General features: G+C 65.3%; 19 protein-coding genes. All 19 read right to left on the bottom strand.

Features of this window, described 5'->3' with window-relative positions:
* Nucleotides 1–24: 24 nt before the first annotated feature.
* The gene (ptsP, locus tag ACESNG_RS08680) at nucleotides 25–1794 is read right to left on the bottom strand and encodes a phosphoenolpyruvate--protein phosphotransferase (RefSeq protein WP_373064044.1); all 1770 of its coding nucleotides are present in this window, start codon (nucleotides 1792–1794) and stop codon (nucleotides 25–27) included.
* Nucleotides 1794–2060 carry an HPr family phosphocarrier protein gene (locus ACESNG_RS08675; protein WP_373064042.1) on the bottom strand — a complete coding sequence of 89 codons (267 nt, stop codon included), beginning with the start codon at nucleotides 2058–2060 and terminating at the stop codon, nucleotides 1794–1796. The genes ptsP and ACESNG_RS08675 overlap by 1 nt, the downstream gene beginning before the upstream one ends.
* A complete protein-coding gene (locus tag ACESNG_RS08670) occupies nucleotides 2060–2893 on the bottom strand; it encodes a PTS system mannose/fructose/sorbose family transporter subunit IID (protein WP_373064040.1) in 834 nt (277 codons plus the stop codon). Before ACESNG_RS08670 ends, ACESNG_RS08675 begins: the two co-directional genes overlap by 1 nt.
* Nucleotides 2886–3596 carry a PTS sugar transporter subunit IIC gene (locus ACESNG_RS08665; protein ID WP_373064038.1) on the bottom strand — a complete coding sequence of 237 codons (711 nt, stop codon included), beginning with the start codon at nucleotides 3594–3596 and terminating at the stop codon, nucleotides 2886–2888. Before ACESNG_RS08665 ends, ACESNG_RS08670 begins: the two co-directional genes overlap by 8 nt.
* Complete coding sequence (locus ACESNG_RS08660) at nucleotides 3596–4090, bottom strand: PTS system mannose/fructose/N-acetylgalactosamine-transporter subunit IIB (RefSeq protein WP_373064036.1); 495 nt, start codon at nucleotides 4088–4090, stop codon at nucleotides 3596–3598. Before ACESNG_RS08660 ends, ACESNG_RS08665 begins: the two co-directional genes overlap by 1 nt.
* 4 nt (nucleotides 4091–4094) lie before the next feature.
* On the bottom strand, nucleotides 4095–4505 hold the full coding sequence (locus ACESNG_RS08655; RefSeq protein WP_373064034.1) for a PTS sugar transporter subunit IIA: 411 nt from the start codon (nucleotides 4503–4505) through the stop codon (nucleotides 4095–4097).
* A gap of 13 nt (nucleotides 4506–4518) precedes the next feature.
* Nucleotides 4519–5493 (bottom strand): HPr(Ser) kinase/phosphatase, encoded by a 975-nt coding sequence (gene hprK, locus ACESNG_RS08650; RefSeq protein WP_373064032.1) that lies wholly within the window; start codon nucleotides 5491–5493, stop codon nucleotides 4519–4521.
* Nucleotides 5490–5801, bottom strand: coding sequence for an HPF/RaiA family ribosome-associated protein (locus ACESNG_RS08645; RefSeq protein ID WP_373064030.1), 312 nt, complete (start codon nucleotides 5799–5801; stop codon nucleotides 5490–5492). The genes hprK and ACESNG_RS08645 overlap by 4 nt, the downstream gene beginning before the upstream one ends.
* Complete coding sequence (locus ACESNG_RS08640; RefSeq protein ID WP_373064028.1) at nucleotides 5801–6946, bottom strand: glycosyltransferase family 4 protein; 1146 nt, start codon at nucleotides 6944–6946, stop codon at nucleotides 5801–5803. The genes ACESNG_RS08645 and ACESNG_RS08640 overlap by 1 nt, the downstream gene beginning before the upstream one ends.
* Nucleotides 6943–7449 (bottom strand): transcription antitermination factor NusB, encoded by a 507-nt coding sequence (gene nusB, locus ACESNG_RS08635; RefSeq protein ID WP_373064074.1) that lies wholly within the window; start codon nucleotides 7447–7449, stop codon nucleotides 6943–6945. The genes ACESNG_RS08640 and nusB overlap by 4 nt, the downstream gene beginning before the upstream one ends.
* Before the next feature lie 8 nt (nucleotides 7450–7457).
* Complete coding sequence (gene ribH, locus ACESNG_RS08630; RefSeq protein ID WP_373064026.1) at nucleotides 7458–7949, bottom strand: 6,7-dimethyl-8-ribityllumazine synthase; 492 nt, start codon at nucleotides 7947–7949, stop codon at nucleotides 7458–7460.
* Nucleotides 7950–7961: 12 nt separating this feature from the next.
* Nucleotides 7962–9164 carry a bifunctional 3,4-dihydroxy-2-butanone-4-phosphate synthase/GTP cyclohydrolase II gene (locus ACESNG_RS08625; RefSeq protein ID WP_373064072.1) on the bottom strand — a complete coding sequence of 401 codons (1203 nt, stop codon included), beginning with the start codon at nucleotides 9162–9164 and terminating at the stop codon, nucleotides 7962–7964.
* A 26-nt stretch (nucleotides 9165–9190) separates the two neighbouring features.
* The gene (locus ACESNG_RS08620) at nucleotides 9191–9814 is read right to left on the bottom strand and encodes a riboflavin synthase (RefSeq protein WP_373064024.1); all 624 of its coding nucleotides are present in this window, start codon (nucleotides 9812–9814) and stop codon (nucleotides 9191–9193) included.
* Between the two features lie 7 nt (nucleotides 9815–9821).
* Nucleotides 9822–10964: a bifunctional diaminohydroxyphosphoribosylaminopyrimidine deaminase/5-amino-6-(5-phosphoribosylamino)uracil reductase RibD gene (gene ribD, locus ACESNG_RS08615; RefSeq protein ID WP_373068588.1), complete on the bottom strand. Its 1143-nt coding sequence runs from the start codon at nucleotides 10962–10964 to the stop codon at nucleotides 9822–9824.
* On the bottom strand, nucleotides 10918–11955 hold the full coding sequence (locus ACESNG_RS08610; protein WP_373064020.1) for a hypothetical protein: 1038 nt from the start codon (nucleotides 11953–11955) through the stop codon (nucleotides 10918–10920). The genes ribD and ACESNG_RS08610 overlap by 47 nt, the downstream gene beginning before the upstream one ends.
* Nucleotides 11952–13004, bottom strand: a complete 1053-nt coding sequence (gene purM, locus ACESNG_RS08605; RefSeq protein ID WP_373064018.1) for a phosphoribosylformylglycinamidine cyclo-ligase — start codon at nucleotides 13002–13004, stop codon at nucleotides 11952–11954. Before purM ends, ACESNG_RS08610 begins: the two co-directional genes overlap by 4 nt.
* Nucleotides 13001–13942, bottom strand: coding sequence for a PfkB family carbohydrate kinase (locus tag ACESNG_RS08600; protein WP_373064016.1), 942 nt, complete (start codon nucleotides 13940–13942; stop codon nucleotides 13001–13003). Before ACESNG_RS08600 ends, purM begins: the two co-directional genes overlap by 4 nt.
* Nucleotides 13939–15591, bottom strand: a complete 1653-nt coding sequence (argS, locus tag ACESNG_RS08595; protein WP_373068586.1) for an arginine--tRNA ligase — start codon at nucleotides 15589–15591, stop codon at nucleotides 13939–13941. The genes ACESNG_RS08600 and argS overlap by 4 nt, the downstream gene beginning before the upstream one ends.
* A gap of 43 nt (nucleotides 15592–15634) precedes the next feature.
* On the bottom strand, nucleotides 15635–15845 hold a 211-nt coding region (locus ACESNG_RS08590; protein ID WP_373068584.1), incomplete at its 5' end, for a hypothetical protein.

Here is a 15845-nt window from a genome sequence, read left to right as displayed (position 1 = left end):
GCGGGTCTGGCGTAGACTAGTCCGCTAGGAAAGTGCGGGCAACCCGCCCGACTGGGCGGCCGCATCGAGTTCCGTGCGTAAGCGACGACGCAGCAGCGTTTCCGCTTCGCGCGCGGTGCTGGCGGCGAGGGCAGCCTGCGCCGCATCCTGCGCCGCCGCCATGCGCACGCTGCGGATGACGCGCTTGACCTCACCGACGGCACGCGGAGCGACGCTGAGTTGACGGATGCCCAGTCCCATGAGGGCAAAAACGGCCAGCGGCTGCGAGCCCATTTCGCCGCAGACGCAGACGTCGATCCCGTGCGCCGCTCCAGTGGACTGCACCTGCCAAATAAGGCGCAGCACGGCCGGATGGAAGGGGGTGAAACGGGGCGCGAGGTTCGCGTTGCCACGATCGACGGCGAGCGTGTACTGCACGAGGTCGTTCGAGCCGATGCTGAAGAAGTCGACGTCGCGCACCAGCGTATCGCAGGCGATCGCCGCTGCTGGCGTTTCGACCATGACGCCGAGCGGCACATCGGCCCGGAACGGCACGCGGCGTTCCGCCAGTTCGGCCACGGCTTCGTCGATGAGTTGACGCGTTTCCCGGACTTCATCGACGGTGACGACGAGCGGCAGCATGATGCGCAGGTCGCCGTGCACACCAGCCCGCAGCAGGGCGCGGAGCTGCACTTTGAACAGGTCGCTCTCGTCGAGGCACATGCGGATGGCACGCCAGCCAAGGAACGGGTTGGCCTCGGTCGGGAATCCACCAACCGGCAGCTTGTCGCCACCGACGTCGAACGTGCGAATGATCACGGGTCGCGTACCGAACGCCTGAATCACCTTCTTGTATGCCTTGTACTGCTCTTCCTCGTCCGGCATGGTCGCGCGGCCAACCACGAGAAACTCCGTGCGCATCAGACCCACGCCATCGGCGCCGCTGGTCGCGCCCATCTCGGCTTCATCGGGGATGTCGACGTTTGCGCGAATGACCATGCGTACGCCATCCGGCGTGATCGCTTCGCTGTGCGCGATCTCGCGCATCTCGCCTTCGCGACCGGCTTCCTGTTCCACGCGAAGGCGCGCGTCTTCGAGCTCGTGCTCGGACGGCGCGATCAAGAGCGTGCCTTCAGCCCCGTCGAGGATCGCGATCTGGCCCTGCGCCAGGAACGACAGCGCATTACGCAGACCGACGACGGCAGGCAGCCCCAGCGAGCGCGCGAGGATCGCGACGTGCGCGGTGGCGGTACCGGCTTCGGTGGCAATGGCCGCGATGCAGTTGCGATCGAGCTGCATCGTGAGCGACGGCGTGAGGTCGTGCGTGACCAGAATGGCGTTCGCGCCGGGCGGCACATCGACCGGATCATGATCGGGGAGGTCGAGCAGAATGGACAGCACGCGAATGTGCACGTCCATGAGATCGCCGACCTTTTCGCGAAGCATCGGCGCGGTGTGGCGCGCGAAGTGCTGCCGCCACTCGAGCAGAATGATGTCGAAGGCTTTCTCGGCACCGAGGTTCTGACGGATCAGCGCTTCGGAGCTGCGCGTGAGCTCTCCATCGTCGAGAATGGAGATCTGCACATCGAAAATCGCGGCTTCCTCGGGGCCCGCTTGGTGCTCCGTCCGTAGGCGCAGATGGCGCAGGCGATCGCGGGCGCGTTCGAAGGCGCCGTGTAATCGCTCGATTTCCGCATCGATGGCGTCATCATCGATGAGGCGATGCTTGACTTCGGGCACCTCCCAACGGAGGAGGTGCACCGGTCCGACGACGATTCCCGGCGACGCGGGAATGCCGCGGAGCACTGACTGCATCAGCTCTCCCCGAACCGTGCTGCGACGAGCGCGGCGAGCGACTCCAGCGCATCGTCCGCGTCGGGCCCGGACGCGCGCAGGGTGATCATGGCCCCGTGTTCGGCCGCCAGCATCATGACCCCCATGATGCTCTTGCCATTCACCTCGAGGTCCTCACGCGAGATCGTGATGTCGCTTTTGAAGCGCGAGGCGGCCTTGACCATTTCCGCCGCCGGACGGGCATGGAGTCCATGCTTATTCACGATTTGCACCGATCGTTCAGCCATCAACGGACCACCGAGTAGAGGACGAAGGCCGCGAGCAGGATCAAGACGACGCGCCATCCCTCGGCGCGCCCCTGTAGTCGCACGAGGAGCATGGCGAGGAGCGGCGTCACGACGGCAACGCCCACCGGAATGGGCGTGAGCGGTGCCGGTCCGCCGATAGCACGATGGACCGCGAGGGGCAGCGCCAATCCGCCCAACACCGCCGAGACCCGTCCAATGTAGCGCGGACCGTGCTGAAGTACCGGATGCCCGAGGGCCGTCGCCACGCGAAGCCCATGGCGCCAGCCGGCGCGGAGGGCCCATTCGCGCAGTCCCAGGTGCCCGACGTTGTAGAGCACCAGAAAACCGAGCACGACCACGAGGGCCGTGCCCCCGACGCCGAACAGCAACAGGGCCACGAGTGAGCAGGCCGGCAGCCAGGCCGCCCACACCAAACGGTCCCCGACGCTGCCGAGGGGGCCGCAGAGGGCCGTGCGGAATCGTTCGATGCGCTGGGGCGCGACCTGCTCCACTTCGGCCCGGGCGAGCGCCCCGATCGCCAGCGCCGCGAGATAGGGATGGGCGTTGAAGTACACCGACTGCCGCGCCAGCGCCTCGCGGTACAAAGGCCCATCGATGCCGCCGGGGAGCTGTCGCAGTGCGGGTTCGACACAGAAGCCCACGCCATTCCCGACGAGGATCTCGTAGTTCCACGAGCCTTGAATGGCGAGACAGCGCAGGTAGATGGACATCCGTAGCGCGGTGCCCATCTGCGGCGCCGAGGCGATCCCGACCACCGGCATGCTGACGGTGTCGGTGCGCAGTGCGTCCTGGCCCAGGAATTCTTCAGGCACCGAGCACCACCATGAGCGTGCCCACCGCCAGTGAGATCAGGAAGAGCCGCCGGGTGCCGCTGATGGCGTGGAAGTCCTTCCAGACCGACGCTGCGGCCACGGCCGCCACGCAGGTGACCACAATGGCCCGCGACAGGTCCTCAGGGACGCTCCAGCGGCCGTTCACCAGTTCGGCCAGCAGATGCCCCGGGATGAAGCACAGCGCGCCCAGCAGGGCTGCCCTGACGAGATCCAAGGTCATCCCGAACACCTGAAGCCCGACCACGGTCTGGCGATTGCCCGCCGCCAGTTGGCCGAGGCGCGGCCGCGCAAAGCGGGCAATGATCTGGCGATGCTTGATCATGGAGAGCCCGCCGACCCACGCCGTGGCGATGCCGAGGGCGACAGCAACGGCGAAGGCCCCCGGTAAGGGCATCGCCCCTGGGGTGGCTCCGGTGGCGGCGACGGCACCGGCTACGACCGACGCGCTGCCCCATTCCGGATAACGCGAGGCGCCGACCGGCAGGGCTTCGAGCGCCAGACACTCGAGCGCGGCGCCGCACACGAGACCGGCCACCGGAGCGCCGACAAAGGCCCCACCCAACGTCGCGGCGACGATGGGTCGCGAGATCATCGCTTGCGGGAAGCTGACCACATCGAGTCCGATGACGCCGGCCAGCAGCGACAGCGGCAGGACGTCGAGCCACCACGTCGGCCCGGCCATCAGGCGCCCGTGGTGGAGGCCAGCAGTTCGCCAAGCGGCACGGGGCGCGCACTCGGCACATCCTGCGCGGAGACATCGACCCCGAGCGCGGCGATGTCACGCAGCCCCTGTTCTTCGGCGGGCGTGAGAAACACGAAGCGCAGGCGCTGCACGCGACCGGGCGAGTGATGGACCCCGCCCACATTCACGGCACGAATACGGCCGTCGGCTTTCGACACGAGTCGCCCCATCGTCCCGATATCGCCGACGAGCACAATGCCCGGCTCGGGGCGCTTCTGCAACTCAGCGAGGTGCGCGGCGGCGTCTTCGACCGTGTAGAACTTCACGGACATCTCGGGGGGCACGCCCATACGATAAAGCTCCTGCTCCCAATCGCTCGTCGCGACCTCGTCGTCGACCAGCATGATGAACCGGAGTCCGAGCGGTTGCCCCCATCCGACCACGACCTGCCCGTGAATGAGTCGATCATCGATGCGATACAGCGCGATGGGCATCGGTTCAGGCGCCGTGGACGGCCATCGAGGCGCGAGCGCGCTCGACGGCCGTTTGCACCGCGACGATCGGATCGACCGATTCCTGCATCGCGAAATCGAGGAGCAACGACAGGTTGATACCGGTGACCAGCACCACGCCTGGACGCGCGCGGATCATGCGGCGCACGGCCATGGTGCAGCTTCCGGCGGGTAGGTCGGTAAAGATCACGCGCGCCCCGGTGTCATCGAGCGCACGTGCGAGCGTGCCCTGAATGTCATCGAGACACAACCCGGTGTTGGACATCGCCCAAAAAACCGCACCCCGGCCGGTGATCTGCTCCACGGCGGAGATGATGCCGCTGGCAAACGATCCATGACCGGCGACGATGGCACGGACGGTCGCTGGTGCGACGTCCGTGTCGGTGGCAGTGCTCACGCGTACATCCCCATCACTCATCATCCTCCTGCAGGTAGCGCTGTACATCGGACGTGCGGCGCATCTGGCCAATCAACCGTTCGTTGAATGCCGTCGCCGAATCATAGCCGCGATGATAGCGCAAGAGATGGTTCATCGCGATGACTTCCGCGATGACGGTGATGTTCTTGCCCGGATTGAGGTGCACGGTGATTTTGGGCACTTCGACGCCAAGGATATCCTGCGTCCGTACGTCGAGTCCGGTCCGATCGACAGCGGCGTCGGCGTCCCACTCTTCCAGCACGACCACCACTTCGAGACGCTTTTGCTGGCGAACGGCGTGGATGCCGAAAATGGCCGGCACATCGAGCAGTCCGACGCCGCGGATCTCCATGAAATGTCGCTGCAGCTCGTGGCCTTTGCCGATGAGCACATCGTTGCCACGACGCGAAACGAAGACGAGATCGTCGGCTACCAGGCGATGTCCGCGCTCGACGAGATCGAGCACGCACTCCGACTTGCCGATGCCGCTTTTGCCGGTGAAGAACAAGCCCACGCCGTACACGTCGGCCAGTGAACCGTGCAGGGTGGTGGTGGGCGCGAACTGATCGGCGAGATACGGTTTGATGAGACGATAGAACTCGGCCGTTTTCAGGCGCGAGCGCAGGATCGCGACCCCCGACTCCTCGGCCAGCCGCAACAACGGCTCGGGCGGTTCGAGGTGCTTCGTGATGAACGCGCACGGAAGCGGAAAGCCGAAAAACTGCTCGAGATTACCGATGCGCATTTCTGCGCTGAGCGACTGCAGATAGGTGATCTCGGTTTCGCCGAGGACCTGAATGCGCTGATACGGAAAGCGATTGAGATAGCCGGCGAGGACGAGCCCCGGGCTTGACGCCTCGGGGCTCGTGATCTCACGATCGAGACCGGATGCCGAACCAAGCAGCTCGAGCTCCAACGGATCCTTCATCCGCTCGAAGAGCGTGCCTACCGTCAGGCGTCGACTCACCCGGTGCGATCTCCGCTGTTCGGAACGCGTCGCGAACGGCGCACGCGCGCGACCTGACTTTCGAGTCGGTGCACGGCAGCGCTGAGCGCCGGCGCGAACTCACGCGCATCGGCATGGACAAACAACTCTCGGGATCGCGCACGTTGCAGTACGATCTCGACCCGTCGGGTCTGACCATCTCCGATGAAACGGACGATGGCGGTTGCCACACGATGCAATCGTTTCGCGAGGCGGATGACAGCAGCTTCGGCCTGTGCACGGAGCGATTCCGTGACGTCGGCATGATGCGCGTGCAGGATGATCTCCATCAGCGACCTTCCTCCTTGCCCACCACCTCGCGGAGGTGAGCTTCAGTCTCTGTGGCGGCGTTCTCCCAGGTGAATGCCTCGGCGAAACGTCGCGCAGCGATCCCCAGGCGTTCGACGAGCGCTCGCTCGCCGCTGAGGTACCGCATCGACTCGGCCATCGCAGCGACGTCGCCGTGCGGAACGAGAAATCCTGTCTCGCCATGCCGCACGGACTCGCGAATACCCGGAGAATTCGACGCTATCACCGGAGTTCCGCTGGCCGCTGCTTCCAGATTCGTGATCCCCCATCCCTCTTTAGGTGATGCGAACACAAACGCCCAAGCCCGTCGAAGCAAGGCGCACTTTTGAGTCTCGTCAACACGACCTAAAAACCGTACCCGCGAGGCCACCCCAAGGGTTCCCGCCAACTCTTCGAGTTCAGCGCGGAATTCGCCAGCCCCGGCAATCTCCAGTGTAGCCTCCGGGACGCCACATTGTGCAAACGACCGCAGGACAAGGTCGACGCCCTTGTACTTCTTGAGTCGGCCAAGGTAAGCAAAGACGGGGCGATCCGCCCGAACCGAGGGGTCGGGCGTGTATGATTGCGTGTCGATTCCCGGGAAAATGACGCGTATCCGATCGCGCTGCACCCCTCGGGAGACCAGATCGTCCCGCGTGCTCTCGCTGATGGCCTCGAACGCGCAGCGGCGGTAGACAAACGCGAGTGGACGCTCAGCCATCCAGACGGCCGTGGCCAAAGGAGCTGCCAGTTCCTGGAATGCCGTACCGCCGAAGAGGTGTGGGACGAGCGCCACTACGGGAGGTGCCTGCCACCAAGGCGTGAACACCGGCACCTTATTAATGTCCTCGACGAGCACGTCGAACTGCTGGTCGGCGAAGTGCGCATGCCAGTGCTTGCGCGCGAGCAGCGGAAAGGTGGCCCGCGTGCCCACGCGATGCACCTCGATGCCATCGAGCGTGGCGCGCGGCGGGCACCCGGGCCAGCCGCCGCAGAGCAGCGTGACGTGATGCCCACGTTGTGCCAGACGGCCGAAGATCTCATGCAGATGGATCTCGGCCCCGCCGGCGAGCGGATTCTCCCGGCACTGCCAATTGACGACAGCAATCCGCAGCCGGTCGCCCGGACGTGCGGCGGTGCCGATCACAGACGCCCGAGCTTGCGGGCGTAGGCGTCGAGGACGCCGTTCACGAAGCGCGCGCTGCGCGTCGTGCCGTAGCGCTCGGCCAGGTGCACGGCCTCCTGCAGCACCACTTTGACCGGGGTCTCATTGCGATCGAGCTCGGCGGCGGCAAGGCGTAGCACGCTGCGCTCGATGGCGCCCAGTCGTTCGAGTCGCCAGTTGTTCGTGACCACCGCCAGATCGGCATCGAGTTCCGCGCACTTGTCGGCCACGGTGGCCACGAGGCGTGATGCGAACCGGCGCTCCTCCGGGTCGACTGCCAGATCGTCGAACACGTGCGTGGCAATCTTCCGAAGCTGGGTGAGATCACGGAGATCGGCCGCGTAGAGCGCCTGCAAAGCACGGGCGCGCCCGCGCGTTTCCACGCGTTCAATTTTTGTGGCGGTGCGATTGCCGCGCGAGCGGCGTCCGGCGCGCGGCGCCAAGGGTTCCTGGACCGGCGTGTCCCAGAAGGCGTCATCCTGCATGTTGGTCACTAGGCGTCCCCTTCGAACTCTTCGGGGGGCGTCAGCTGATCGAACAGGTCGAGCATCTCGAGCGCCGCCATGGACGCTTCTACACCCTTGTTACCATGCACCCCACCGGCGCGGGCTTCAGCCTGCTCCATGGTATCGGTGGTGAGCACGCCCATCGTGACCGGTACGTCGAAGTCACGCATGGCGTCCATGAGGCCGCGCGAGGTTTCACCGGCCACAATGTCGAAGTGCGGCGTATCGCCGCGCACGACCGCACCGACGGCGACCGCCGCGTCGTAGCGCTCGGTGGCAAGTGCACGGCGCACCGCGACCGGAATCTCCCACGCACCGGGAACCCAGAGCACGTCGATGTCTTCGAACTTCACGCCCTGCCCTACCAACGCGCCCACCGCTCCTTCGGCGAGGGGCATGGTGACGCCCTCGTTGAAGCGACTGGCGACGACGACAATGCGGCGACCTTCACCGCGCGGACTACCGTTGAACTCGGCCATCAGGAATACGTCTCAGATTGCGAACAGGTGACCGAGCTTCGTGCGCTTCGTTTCGAGGTACGAAGCGTTTTCGTCGGTGGAGGGAGCTTCGATGCGGACCCGACCCTTGAGGATCAGACCATACCCATCGAGGCCCACGAGCTTGCGGGGATTGTTGGTGAGCACGCGAATGGAACGCACCCCGGTGTCGAGCAGAATCTGCGCGCCGATGCCGTAGTTGCGCAGATCGTCCTTGAAGCCGAGCTGCTCATTCGCTTCGACGGTATCGGCGCCTTTGTCCTGCAGCTCGTACGCCTTGAGCTTGTTGAGCAGCCCGATGCCGCGACCTTCCTGATCGAGGTACACGATCACGCCTTTGCCCTCGGCCTGAATCATCCGCATGGCCGTTTCGAGCTGCCAGCCGCAATCGCAGCGACGCGAGTGGAAGACGTCGCCGGTAAGGCATTTGGAATGCATGCGCACCAGCACCCCTTCGCCATGCGCGACGTCGCCGAAGGTGATCGCGAGGTGCTCGCGCGCATCGACATCGTTCTTGTAGCCGACGACGCGCCACTCACCGAACTCGGTGGGCAAACGCGCTTCGGCCACGCGGTGCACGAGCCGCTCGTTCTTGAGGCGATAGGCCACCAGCTGCGCGATCGTGATGAACGTGAGGCCGTGCGCCTTGGCGAAGACCTCGAGCTGCGGGCGACGTGCGGTGGTGCCGTCCTTGTTCAGGATCTCGCAGATCACACCAGCCGAACGCAGACCGGCGAGTCGCGCCAGATCGACGGCCGCTTCGGTGTGTCCCACGCGCTGCAACACGCCACCATCACGTGCACGCAGCGGGTGAATGTGTCCCGGCACGCGAAGATCGGCGCGTGTGCTGTCGGGATCGACCGCCACACGGATGGTGGTGGCGCGATCGCTCGCGCTGATGCCGGTGCTCACGCCGTACTTCGCCGCGGCATCGATGCTCACGGTGAACGCGGTGTGCATGGCTTCGGTGTTTTCGTCGACCTGCATCTCGAGGCCGAGATGATCGGCCAGCGAATTCTCCAACGCGAGACAGATCATGCCTTTCGCGTCGAGCATGAAGTTGACCATCTCCGGCGTCACCATTTCGGCGCCACACACGAGGTCTCCTTCGTTCTCGCGATCTTCGTCATCGGCCACAATGATGAACTTGCCGGCAGCGATGTCGGCCAATGCCTGCTCGACCGTACCGAACGTCATCTCCTGCGCCTCTTCGCCAGCTGCCGTCATGCGACTTCAACCCCTGCGCTGCGCCAAGGCGTCAGCAACCGTTCGACGTGCTTCGCGAGCACATCCGCTTCTACATGCACCCGATCGCCGGCGACGAGTTCGCCGAGCGTGGTGTGCCGTTGGGTGTATTCGATGATGGAGAGTTGCACGCCGTCGTCGTGCAAGGCATTCACGGTGAGGCTCACGCCATTCACCGTGATGGAACCGTGCGCCACCATGAGCGGACGTAGCGCGGCGGGTAGCACGAGGTCGATGAGCCACGCATCAGCGAGCTGTTCGGTACGGGCGACAAGCCCAAGATCGTCCACATGGCCGAGCACCATGTGGCCGCCGAGTCGATCGCCCAGGCGCATGGCGCGCTCGAGATTGACGCGCGAGTCGGCACGCCACGCGTCGATGTTGGTGCGACCGAGTGTGGTGATCACGGCGGCCACGGTGAACCACCCGCTGCCGTCGTCGTGCACACCCTGCTCGCGCACCGTGAGGCACGCGCCGTTGACGGCGATGCTCTCGCCGTTCGTCAGATCGGTATAGCGGCAGCGGATGCGCAGTTCGCGCCCGGCCGGCGTGTCGGCGACGTGGGTGATAAGTCCCAGGTCGTCCACGAGCCCCGTGAACATCGTCTCGTCAGTCTCCAGAAACAGCGTAGACAGTCATCAGGTCGGCACCCAGTGCCTCCCGCTCCACGACGCGATACCGAGGCGCCTGAGCGGCCCGCTGCGATGGAAACGCCGCGAAGGCCGACAAGGCGCCGGCGCCGAGAATGACCGGTGCCTGAAAGATAACGAGTCGGTCGACGAGTCCGGCTTCCAGCAGCGAAGAAGCGAGCGCGGCCCCACCCTCGACCAACAGATGGCGGATGCCACGAGTGCCCAAATGCCGCAGGGCGTCGACGGCGGAGCCGACGGTGACCGTCTCGACGCCGACGGCACGAAGTGCAGCTTCGGCGTCGGGGCGTGAGCCGTTGGTGAAATCGAGCAGCGGGAGATCGCGTGCCGTGTGAACCAGCTGGCTGGTAAGCGGGAGCCGGGCGGCACGGTCGAAGACGACGCGCAATGGCGGCCGGCGCGGCGCGGCGGCAAGGCGAACCGTGAGCGCCGGATCGTCGGCGAGGGCGGTACCGATCCCCACGGCGATGGCGTCGCTCTCGGCGCGGAGCATGTGCACCGCGGCGCGCGCCTCGTCGCCGGTAAGCCATCCCGGTTGGCGCGAAGCATCGACAATGGCCCCGTCGATGGAAAGCGCCAGCTTCAGCGTGACGAAGGGGCGATCGGCGCCACTCGCGGCAAAGAAGAACGGCGCGTTCTGATCGAGGGCGTCGCGTTCGAGCACCCCGCCGAACACCTCGATTCCGGCGGAGGCGAGACGTGCTGCCCCACCAGCTGCCTTCGGGTTGGGATCATGCGCGGCAAAGACGACTCGCGACACGCCGGCAGCGATGAGGGCGTCGGAACACGGTCCGGTCTTCCCCGTGTGGTTGCAGGGCTCGAGGGAGACGTAGGCGGTCGCGCCGCGCGCCTGCACCCCCGCTTGCTGTAGCGCGGCGACTTCGGCGTGGAACTGCCCATATTCGGCGTGCCACCCTTCACCGACCACCGCGCCGTCGCGCACGATCACGGCGCCCACCTTCGGATTGGGTGAGACGCGCCCGGCGCCGCGTTCGGCGAGTTCGAGGGCGCGACGCATGAAGCGCACGTCGTCGGCCGATGCGGGCGGAGGCCCGCTAGAAGCGGAAGGCGATTCCGAGCGATCCGTAGCGATACCCTTCATCGGCCTTGCGGCCGCCGAACTGATTGACGGTTTCGCGCACTGTGCCTTCGCTCGACCAGCCGTACTCGCCGACGAGCCGCGCGAGGCCGAGCCCGAGCGACCCGTTCACGAACACGGTGTTCCGTGTCGTGGTGTAGCGAAGATCGGGTAGCTCGACGAGGGACCGCCGATTGGCGCCCAACACGGTTTCGTTGACGACGGCTCGCATGGACGCGGAGCCCTCGATTTCATCGCGACCGACGCCGGCTGCAATCCCGAAAATCGCGAAGCGCTTGCTGGCGACGAGGCGAATCGCATTCGAGGTTACCGAAGTACCGGTCACGTTGAGCGTGTCGTTGTTCGGCGTATAGCCGAGATCGACGGTGGGCATCTTGCGACGCATGTAACTCACGCTGAGCCCGGGAATGAACGACGATTCCTGCAGCGCGCCCACGCGCACACCGTACTGGAAGGCGAAGCCACCGTTATCGGGGGTTACTTCGAAGTTCGATTCCTTCACCGACGGCAAGTACGATGCGCCAAGCAGCACGTCGACACCGAGCGTGTTCGTGAGGCCAAGCGGGATACCTGGGAAGAGACCGATCGCGGCATCGGCCGACGGCAGCGGAATCGGCGTGCGGGCGGCACCAAAATCAGAGCCGACGGCAGGACCGAGTACGCTGATGGGTACGGCGTTCCTGGGGAGCTGTCCGTCGACCGCGCTCACGCGAAAGGAGAAGGCGCGCTTGGGCCAGCCGCCCATCGTGCCGCCTTCACCGAGCACGGGATTGCCCGACGACACGGCCACGCCGATTTGCGGCACCACGAAGCCGAACAGGTCACGAGCCTTCTGACAGGCATCGGCGCCGGACAGTGAGCCCGGCGCCACGGTGCACGGGCCCGAAATAGTCTGGGCGCCAAGAGCCGCAGCCTGCACGGCGCCGGCAACCGTAAGCGTCATGGCCGTAAGGACGGCGACGCCACGCGGACGCAACGGCGAGCCCATACTCATGTGATCACACCACCGAGGCGCACGCGACCGGTGCCGGGCACGACTTTACCACACTCCCACGCATCGATGCCGCAGGCTGCGGCGCGCGCTGTGATGTCGCGCACATGCCCTGGTGCCGTGATGGCGACCATTCCCACTCCCATGTTGAAGGCTCGGAACATCTCGAGCGGAGCAACGGCTCCCGCTTCAGCAAGTACCCGGAAGGTCGAGGGGACGGTCCACGAGCTGGTATCAACGTCGGCATCAAGTGTTACGGGGAGCGCACGGTTCAAGTTGCCCGGCAGTCCACCGCCGGTGATGTGCGCCATGGCGTGCACATGACCGAGCACGGGCTTGAGACACGCCAAGTACGAGCGGTGCACCCTGAGCATCACGTCGGCCACGGAGGCGCCGTTGGCGTCGGGGAACGCGTCATGCACGCCGAGCTCGAGTCGATCGTTGATGATGCGACGCGCCAGCGAATAGCCATTGGTATGCAGACCGTCGCTCGCCAGCGCGACGAGCGCGTCACCCTCGCGCACATTCGCGCTGGTGATCAGCTGTGACTCTTCCACGATGCCAACAATGAAACCGGCCAGGTCGTAGTCGGGCGGCGTGTACACTCCCGGCATCTCGGCCGTCTCGCCACCGATCAGCGCGCAGAGATTCTCGCGGCAGCCCGCCGCCACGCCGGCCACAACGCTTTCCACGACATGCGGCAGCAGCTTGCCGAACGCGACGTAGTCGAGGAAGAACATGGGGACCGCACCCTGCACGAGAATGTCGTTCGTGCAGTGATTCACGAGGCAGTGCCCGATGGTGTCGTGGCGGTCCGCTTCGATCGCGATCTTGATTTTGGTACCGACGCCGTCGGCGCTCGAGACCAGCAGCGGCGCGCGATAACCTTCGGGAACGCGGAACATGCCGCCGAAACCACCGAACGCACCGCATGCGCCCGCCGTCATGGTGGACTGCACGAGCTTGGCGAGACGATGCTTCGAATTTTCGGCGGCGTCGATGTCGACGCCGGCCGACCGGTAGGTAAGCGGGGTGTCGCCGGACGAGCTCACGCGGTGAGGACCTCGTCGAAGGCCACCAATCGACGGAACTCCTGCACCCGCGCGTCGATCTCGGCGCGCGTGACGTCGAGCAGACGACGGTTCGAGAACTTCTCGACGGCAAACGAACCCATGGCGGAACCCACCACGACGGCGCGACGCATCGAGGCATCGCTCAGGTCGCCACTGGCCGCGAGCGACCCGATGAAACCGCCGGCGAATGAATCGCCGGCACCCGTGGGATCGAACACCGACTCGAGCGGATACGCCGGCGCGAAGAATACGCTCTCGCGCGTGAACATGAATGCGCCGTGCTCGCCCTTCTTGATGAGCACGTGCTTCGGTCCCTTGTCGAGAATCCAGCGCGCCGCCTGCACGAGATTGGTGTGCTCGGTGAGCTGGCGTGCTTCGCCGTCGTTGAGCGTGATCAGATCGACATGACCGAGCAGTTCGATGAGCTCCGGGCGACGCGATTCGATCCAGAAATTCATCGTGTCGCAGGCGACGAGGCGCGGCTTCTCGACCTGTTCGAGCACCTGGAGCTGCAGTCGCGGATCGATGTTCGCGAGAAACACGAACGGCGCCTTACGGAACTGTGCGGGAATGTTCGGGCGGAAGTTCGAGAACACACCGAGATGTGTTTCGAGCGTTTCGGCCGAATTGAGATCGTGGCGATAGCGTCCACGCCAGCGGAAGCTGGAGCCGCTCACCTTCTCGAGTCCGGCTAGATCGACGCCGCGGTCGGCCAACGGTTGCAGCAAGTGCACCGGGTAGTCGTCGCCGACCACACCGACCAGCTGCACCGGCGCGAAGTGCGACGCCGAGGACGAGAAGTAGGTGCCTGATCCGCCGAGCACGTCCTCGGCCTTGCCGAACGGCGTTTCGACGGAGTCGAGCGCGACAGAACCGACGACGAGCACCTGGCTGGCAGTACTGGGGAAGCTACTCACATGCGCTCCGGCGCGGACAGTCCGAGAATGCGCAGGCCGGCGGCGATGCCGAGCTGCGTGGCACGGGCGAGTACGAGTCGCGCGCGCGTGATGGCCTCGGGTTCACCGAGGACATGATGCTTGTGGTACCACGTGTGTCCCGCCCGGGCCGTTTCCAGCAACCAAGCGGCAATGCGATGCGGCTCGAGACTATCGGCGGCGCCCTTTACGGTGGCCGGGAAATCGAGCAGCTGCTTCACGAGTTCCTGTTCGGCCGGTTCAGACAGTACGCCAAGATCGACGCCGTCGCCGGTAACCGTCGTGGCGTCGATTTCACCGACGCGGAAGATGCCGCACATGCGGGCATGTGCCATCTGCACGTAGTACACCGGGTTCTCTTCCGACTGGCTGCGCGCGAGATCGACATCGAATACCAGCTGCGAGTCGCCCTTGCGCATGAGGTAGAAATAGCGGACGGCATCACGGCCGACTTCGTCGATGAGATCGCGCACCGTCACGTACGAACCGGCACGCTTGGAGATCTTCACTTCCTCACCGCCCTTCATGACCGTCACCATCTGGTGCAGCAGGTAATCGGGATAGCCCTTGGGGATCCCGATATCGAGCGCTTGCAGGCCGGCACGCACGCGTGTAATCGTGCTGTGGTGGTCGGCTCCTTGCACGTTGATCGCGCGGTGGTAGCCACGCTCCCACTTGGTGACATGATACGCGACGTCAGGCACGAAGTACGTGTAGTCACCGCCCTTGGCCGCGCTCTTCTTCATCACGCGATCCTTGTCGTCACCGAAGTCGGTGGTACGCAGGAAAAGCGCGCCCTCTTCTTCGTACGTGTGGCCCGACCGCTTGAGCCCTTCGACGGTCCTGTTCACCGAGCCGTCGGTGTAAAGCGAGCTTTCCAGGTAGTACGTGTCGAATTCGACGCCGAACGCCTGCAGGTCGAGGTCCTGCTCGTGGCGCAGCGCGGCGACGGCGAAGGCCTGCATGGCGGCGAGATCGGTGCCCGCCGCGTCGTGCGGATGTTCGGCTACATACCGCTCGGCGATCTCGCGAATGTAATCGCCGTGATAGCCGCCTTCGGGAATCTCGAGCGGCGCTCCGCCGATGGCGCGCACCTGTGCCTGCGTGCTTTTCGCGAGGTTCGCGATCTGCGTGCCGGCGTCGTTGTAGTAGAACTCGCGATCGACCGTCCAGCCGGTGTACTCGAGTAAGGTGCTGATCGCATCGCCGAGTGCGGCTTGGCGACCGTGCCCGACGTGCAGCGGGCCAGTGGGATTGGCGGAGACAAACTCCACGACCACGCGCTCGCCGTGACCGATGTCGAGACGTCCGAACGTGTGGGGTGACTCGAGGATCGCGAGCAGTCCACGCGCCTGAAATCCGGGATCGAGTCGGAAGTTCAGGAAACCCGGGCCAGCGATTTCCGCAGCCGTCACGCCAACACTTGCCGTGTCCATCGCGGCAATGAGGGCTTCGGCGATGTCGCGCGGCTTCTTGCCAAGCGGCTTCGCGAGCGTCATCGCAAGATTGGTCGACCAGTCGCCGAACGACGGATCCCGCGGCCGTTCGAGGATGGGAGAAACGTCGTCAGGCGCACCGAGCGTGCGCGCTGCGCGCACGAGCTCGGCGCGCAGGGCGTCGGCGTGAGTCACGGAGCGGTGGATGTCGAAAAGGAAAACGCGAAGCAGAGTCGCATCAATCGGCGGACGACGATGACGGCGTGCTGGTCGAGGGCTTCGACTCACTCTTGCTGTCACTCTTGCTGTCACTCTTGCTGTCGCTCTTGCTGTCACTCTTGCTGTCGCTCTTGCTGTCGCTCTTGCTGTCGCTCTTGCTGTCGCTCTTGCTGTCGCTCTTGCTGTCGCTCTTGCTGTCGCTCTTGCTGTCGCTCTTGCTGTCGCTCTTG

The organism is Gemmatimonas sp. (genome assembly GCF_041689975.1).
Lineage (GTDB): Bacteria > Gemmatimonadota > Gemmatimonadetes > Gemmatimonadales > Gemmatimonadaceae > Gemmatimonas.
This window is presented reverse-complemented; position numbering and strand designations above follow the sequence as displayed.

Bases quoted from the DNA above. Each gene is read 5' to 3' on its own strand.
- ptsP (WP_373064044.1), bottom strand. From the start codon at position 1,794: ATGCAGTCAGTGCTCCGCGGCATTCCCGCGTCGCCGGGAATCGTCGTC.
- ACESNG_RS08675 (WP_373064042.1), bottom strand. From the start codon at position 2,060: ATGGCTGAACGATCGGTGCAAATCGTGAATAAGCATGGACTCCATGCC.
- ACESNG_RS08665 (WP_373064038.1), bottom strand. From the start codon at position 3,596: ATGGCCGGGCCGACGTGGTGGCTCGACGTCCTGCCGCTGTCGCTGCTG.
- ACESNG_RS08660 (WP_373064036.1), bottom strand. From the start codon at position 4,090: ATGCCCATCGCGCTGTATCGCATCGATGATCGACTCATTCACGGGCAG.
- ACESNG_RS08645 (WP_373064030.1), bottom strand. From the start codon at position 5,801: ATGGAGATCATCCTGCACGCGCATCATGCCGACGTCACGGAATCGCTC.
- nusB (WP_373064074.1), bottom strand. From the start codon at position 7,449: ATGCAGGATGACGCCTTCTGGGACACGCCGGTCCAGGAACCCTTGGCG.
- ribH (WP_373064026.1), bottom strand. From the start codon at position 7,949: ATGGCCGAGTTCAACGGTAGTCCGCGCGGTGAAGGTCGCCGCATTGTC.
- ACESNG_RS08625 (WP_373064072.1), bottom strand. From the start codon at position 9,164: ATGACGTTCGGTACGGTCGAGCAGGCATTGGCCGACATCGCTGCCGGC.
- ACESNG_RS08620 (WP_373064024.1), bottom strand. From the start codon at position 9,814: ATGTTCACGGGGCTCGTGGACGACCTGGGACTTATCACCCACGTCGCC.
- ribD (WP_373068588.1), bottom strand. From the start codon at position 10,964: ATGAAGGGTATCGCTACGGATCGCTCGGAATCGCCTTCCGCTTCTAGC.
- ACESNG_RS08610 (WP_373064020.1), bottom strand. From the start codon at position 11,955: ATGAGTATGGGCTCGCCGTTGCGTCCGCGTGGCGTCGCCGTCCTTACG.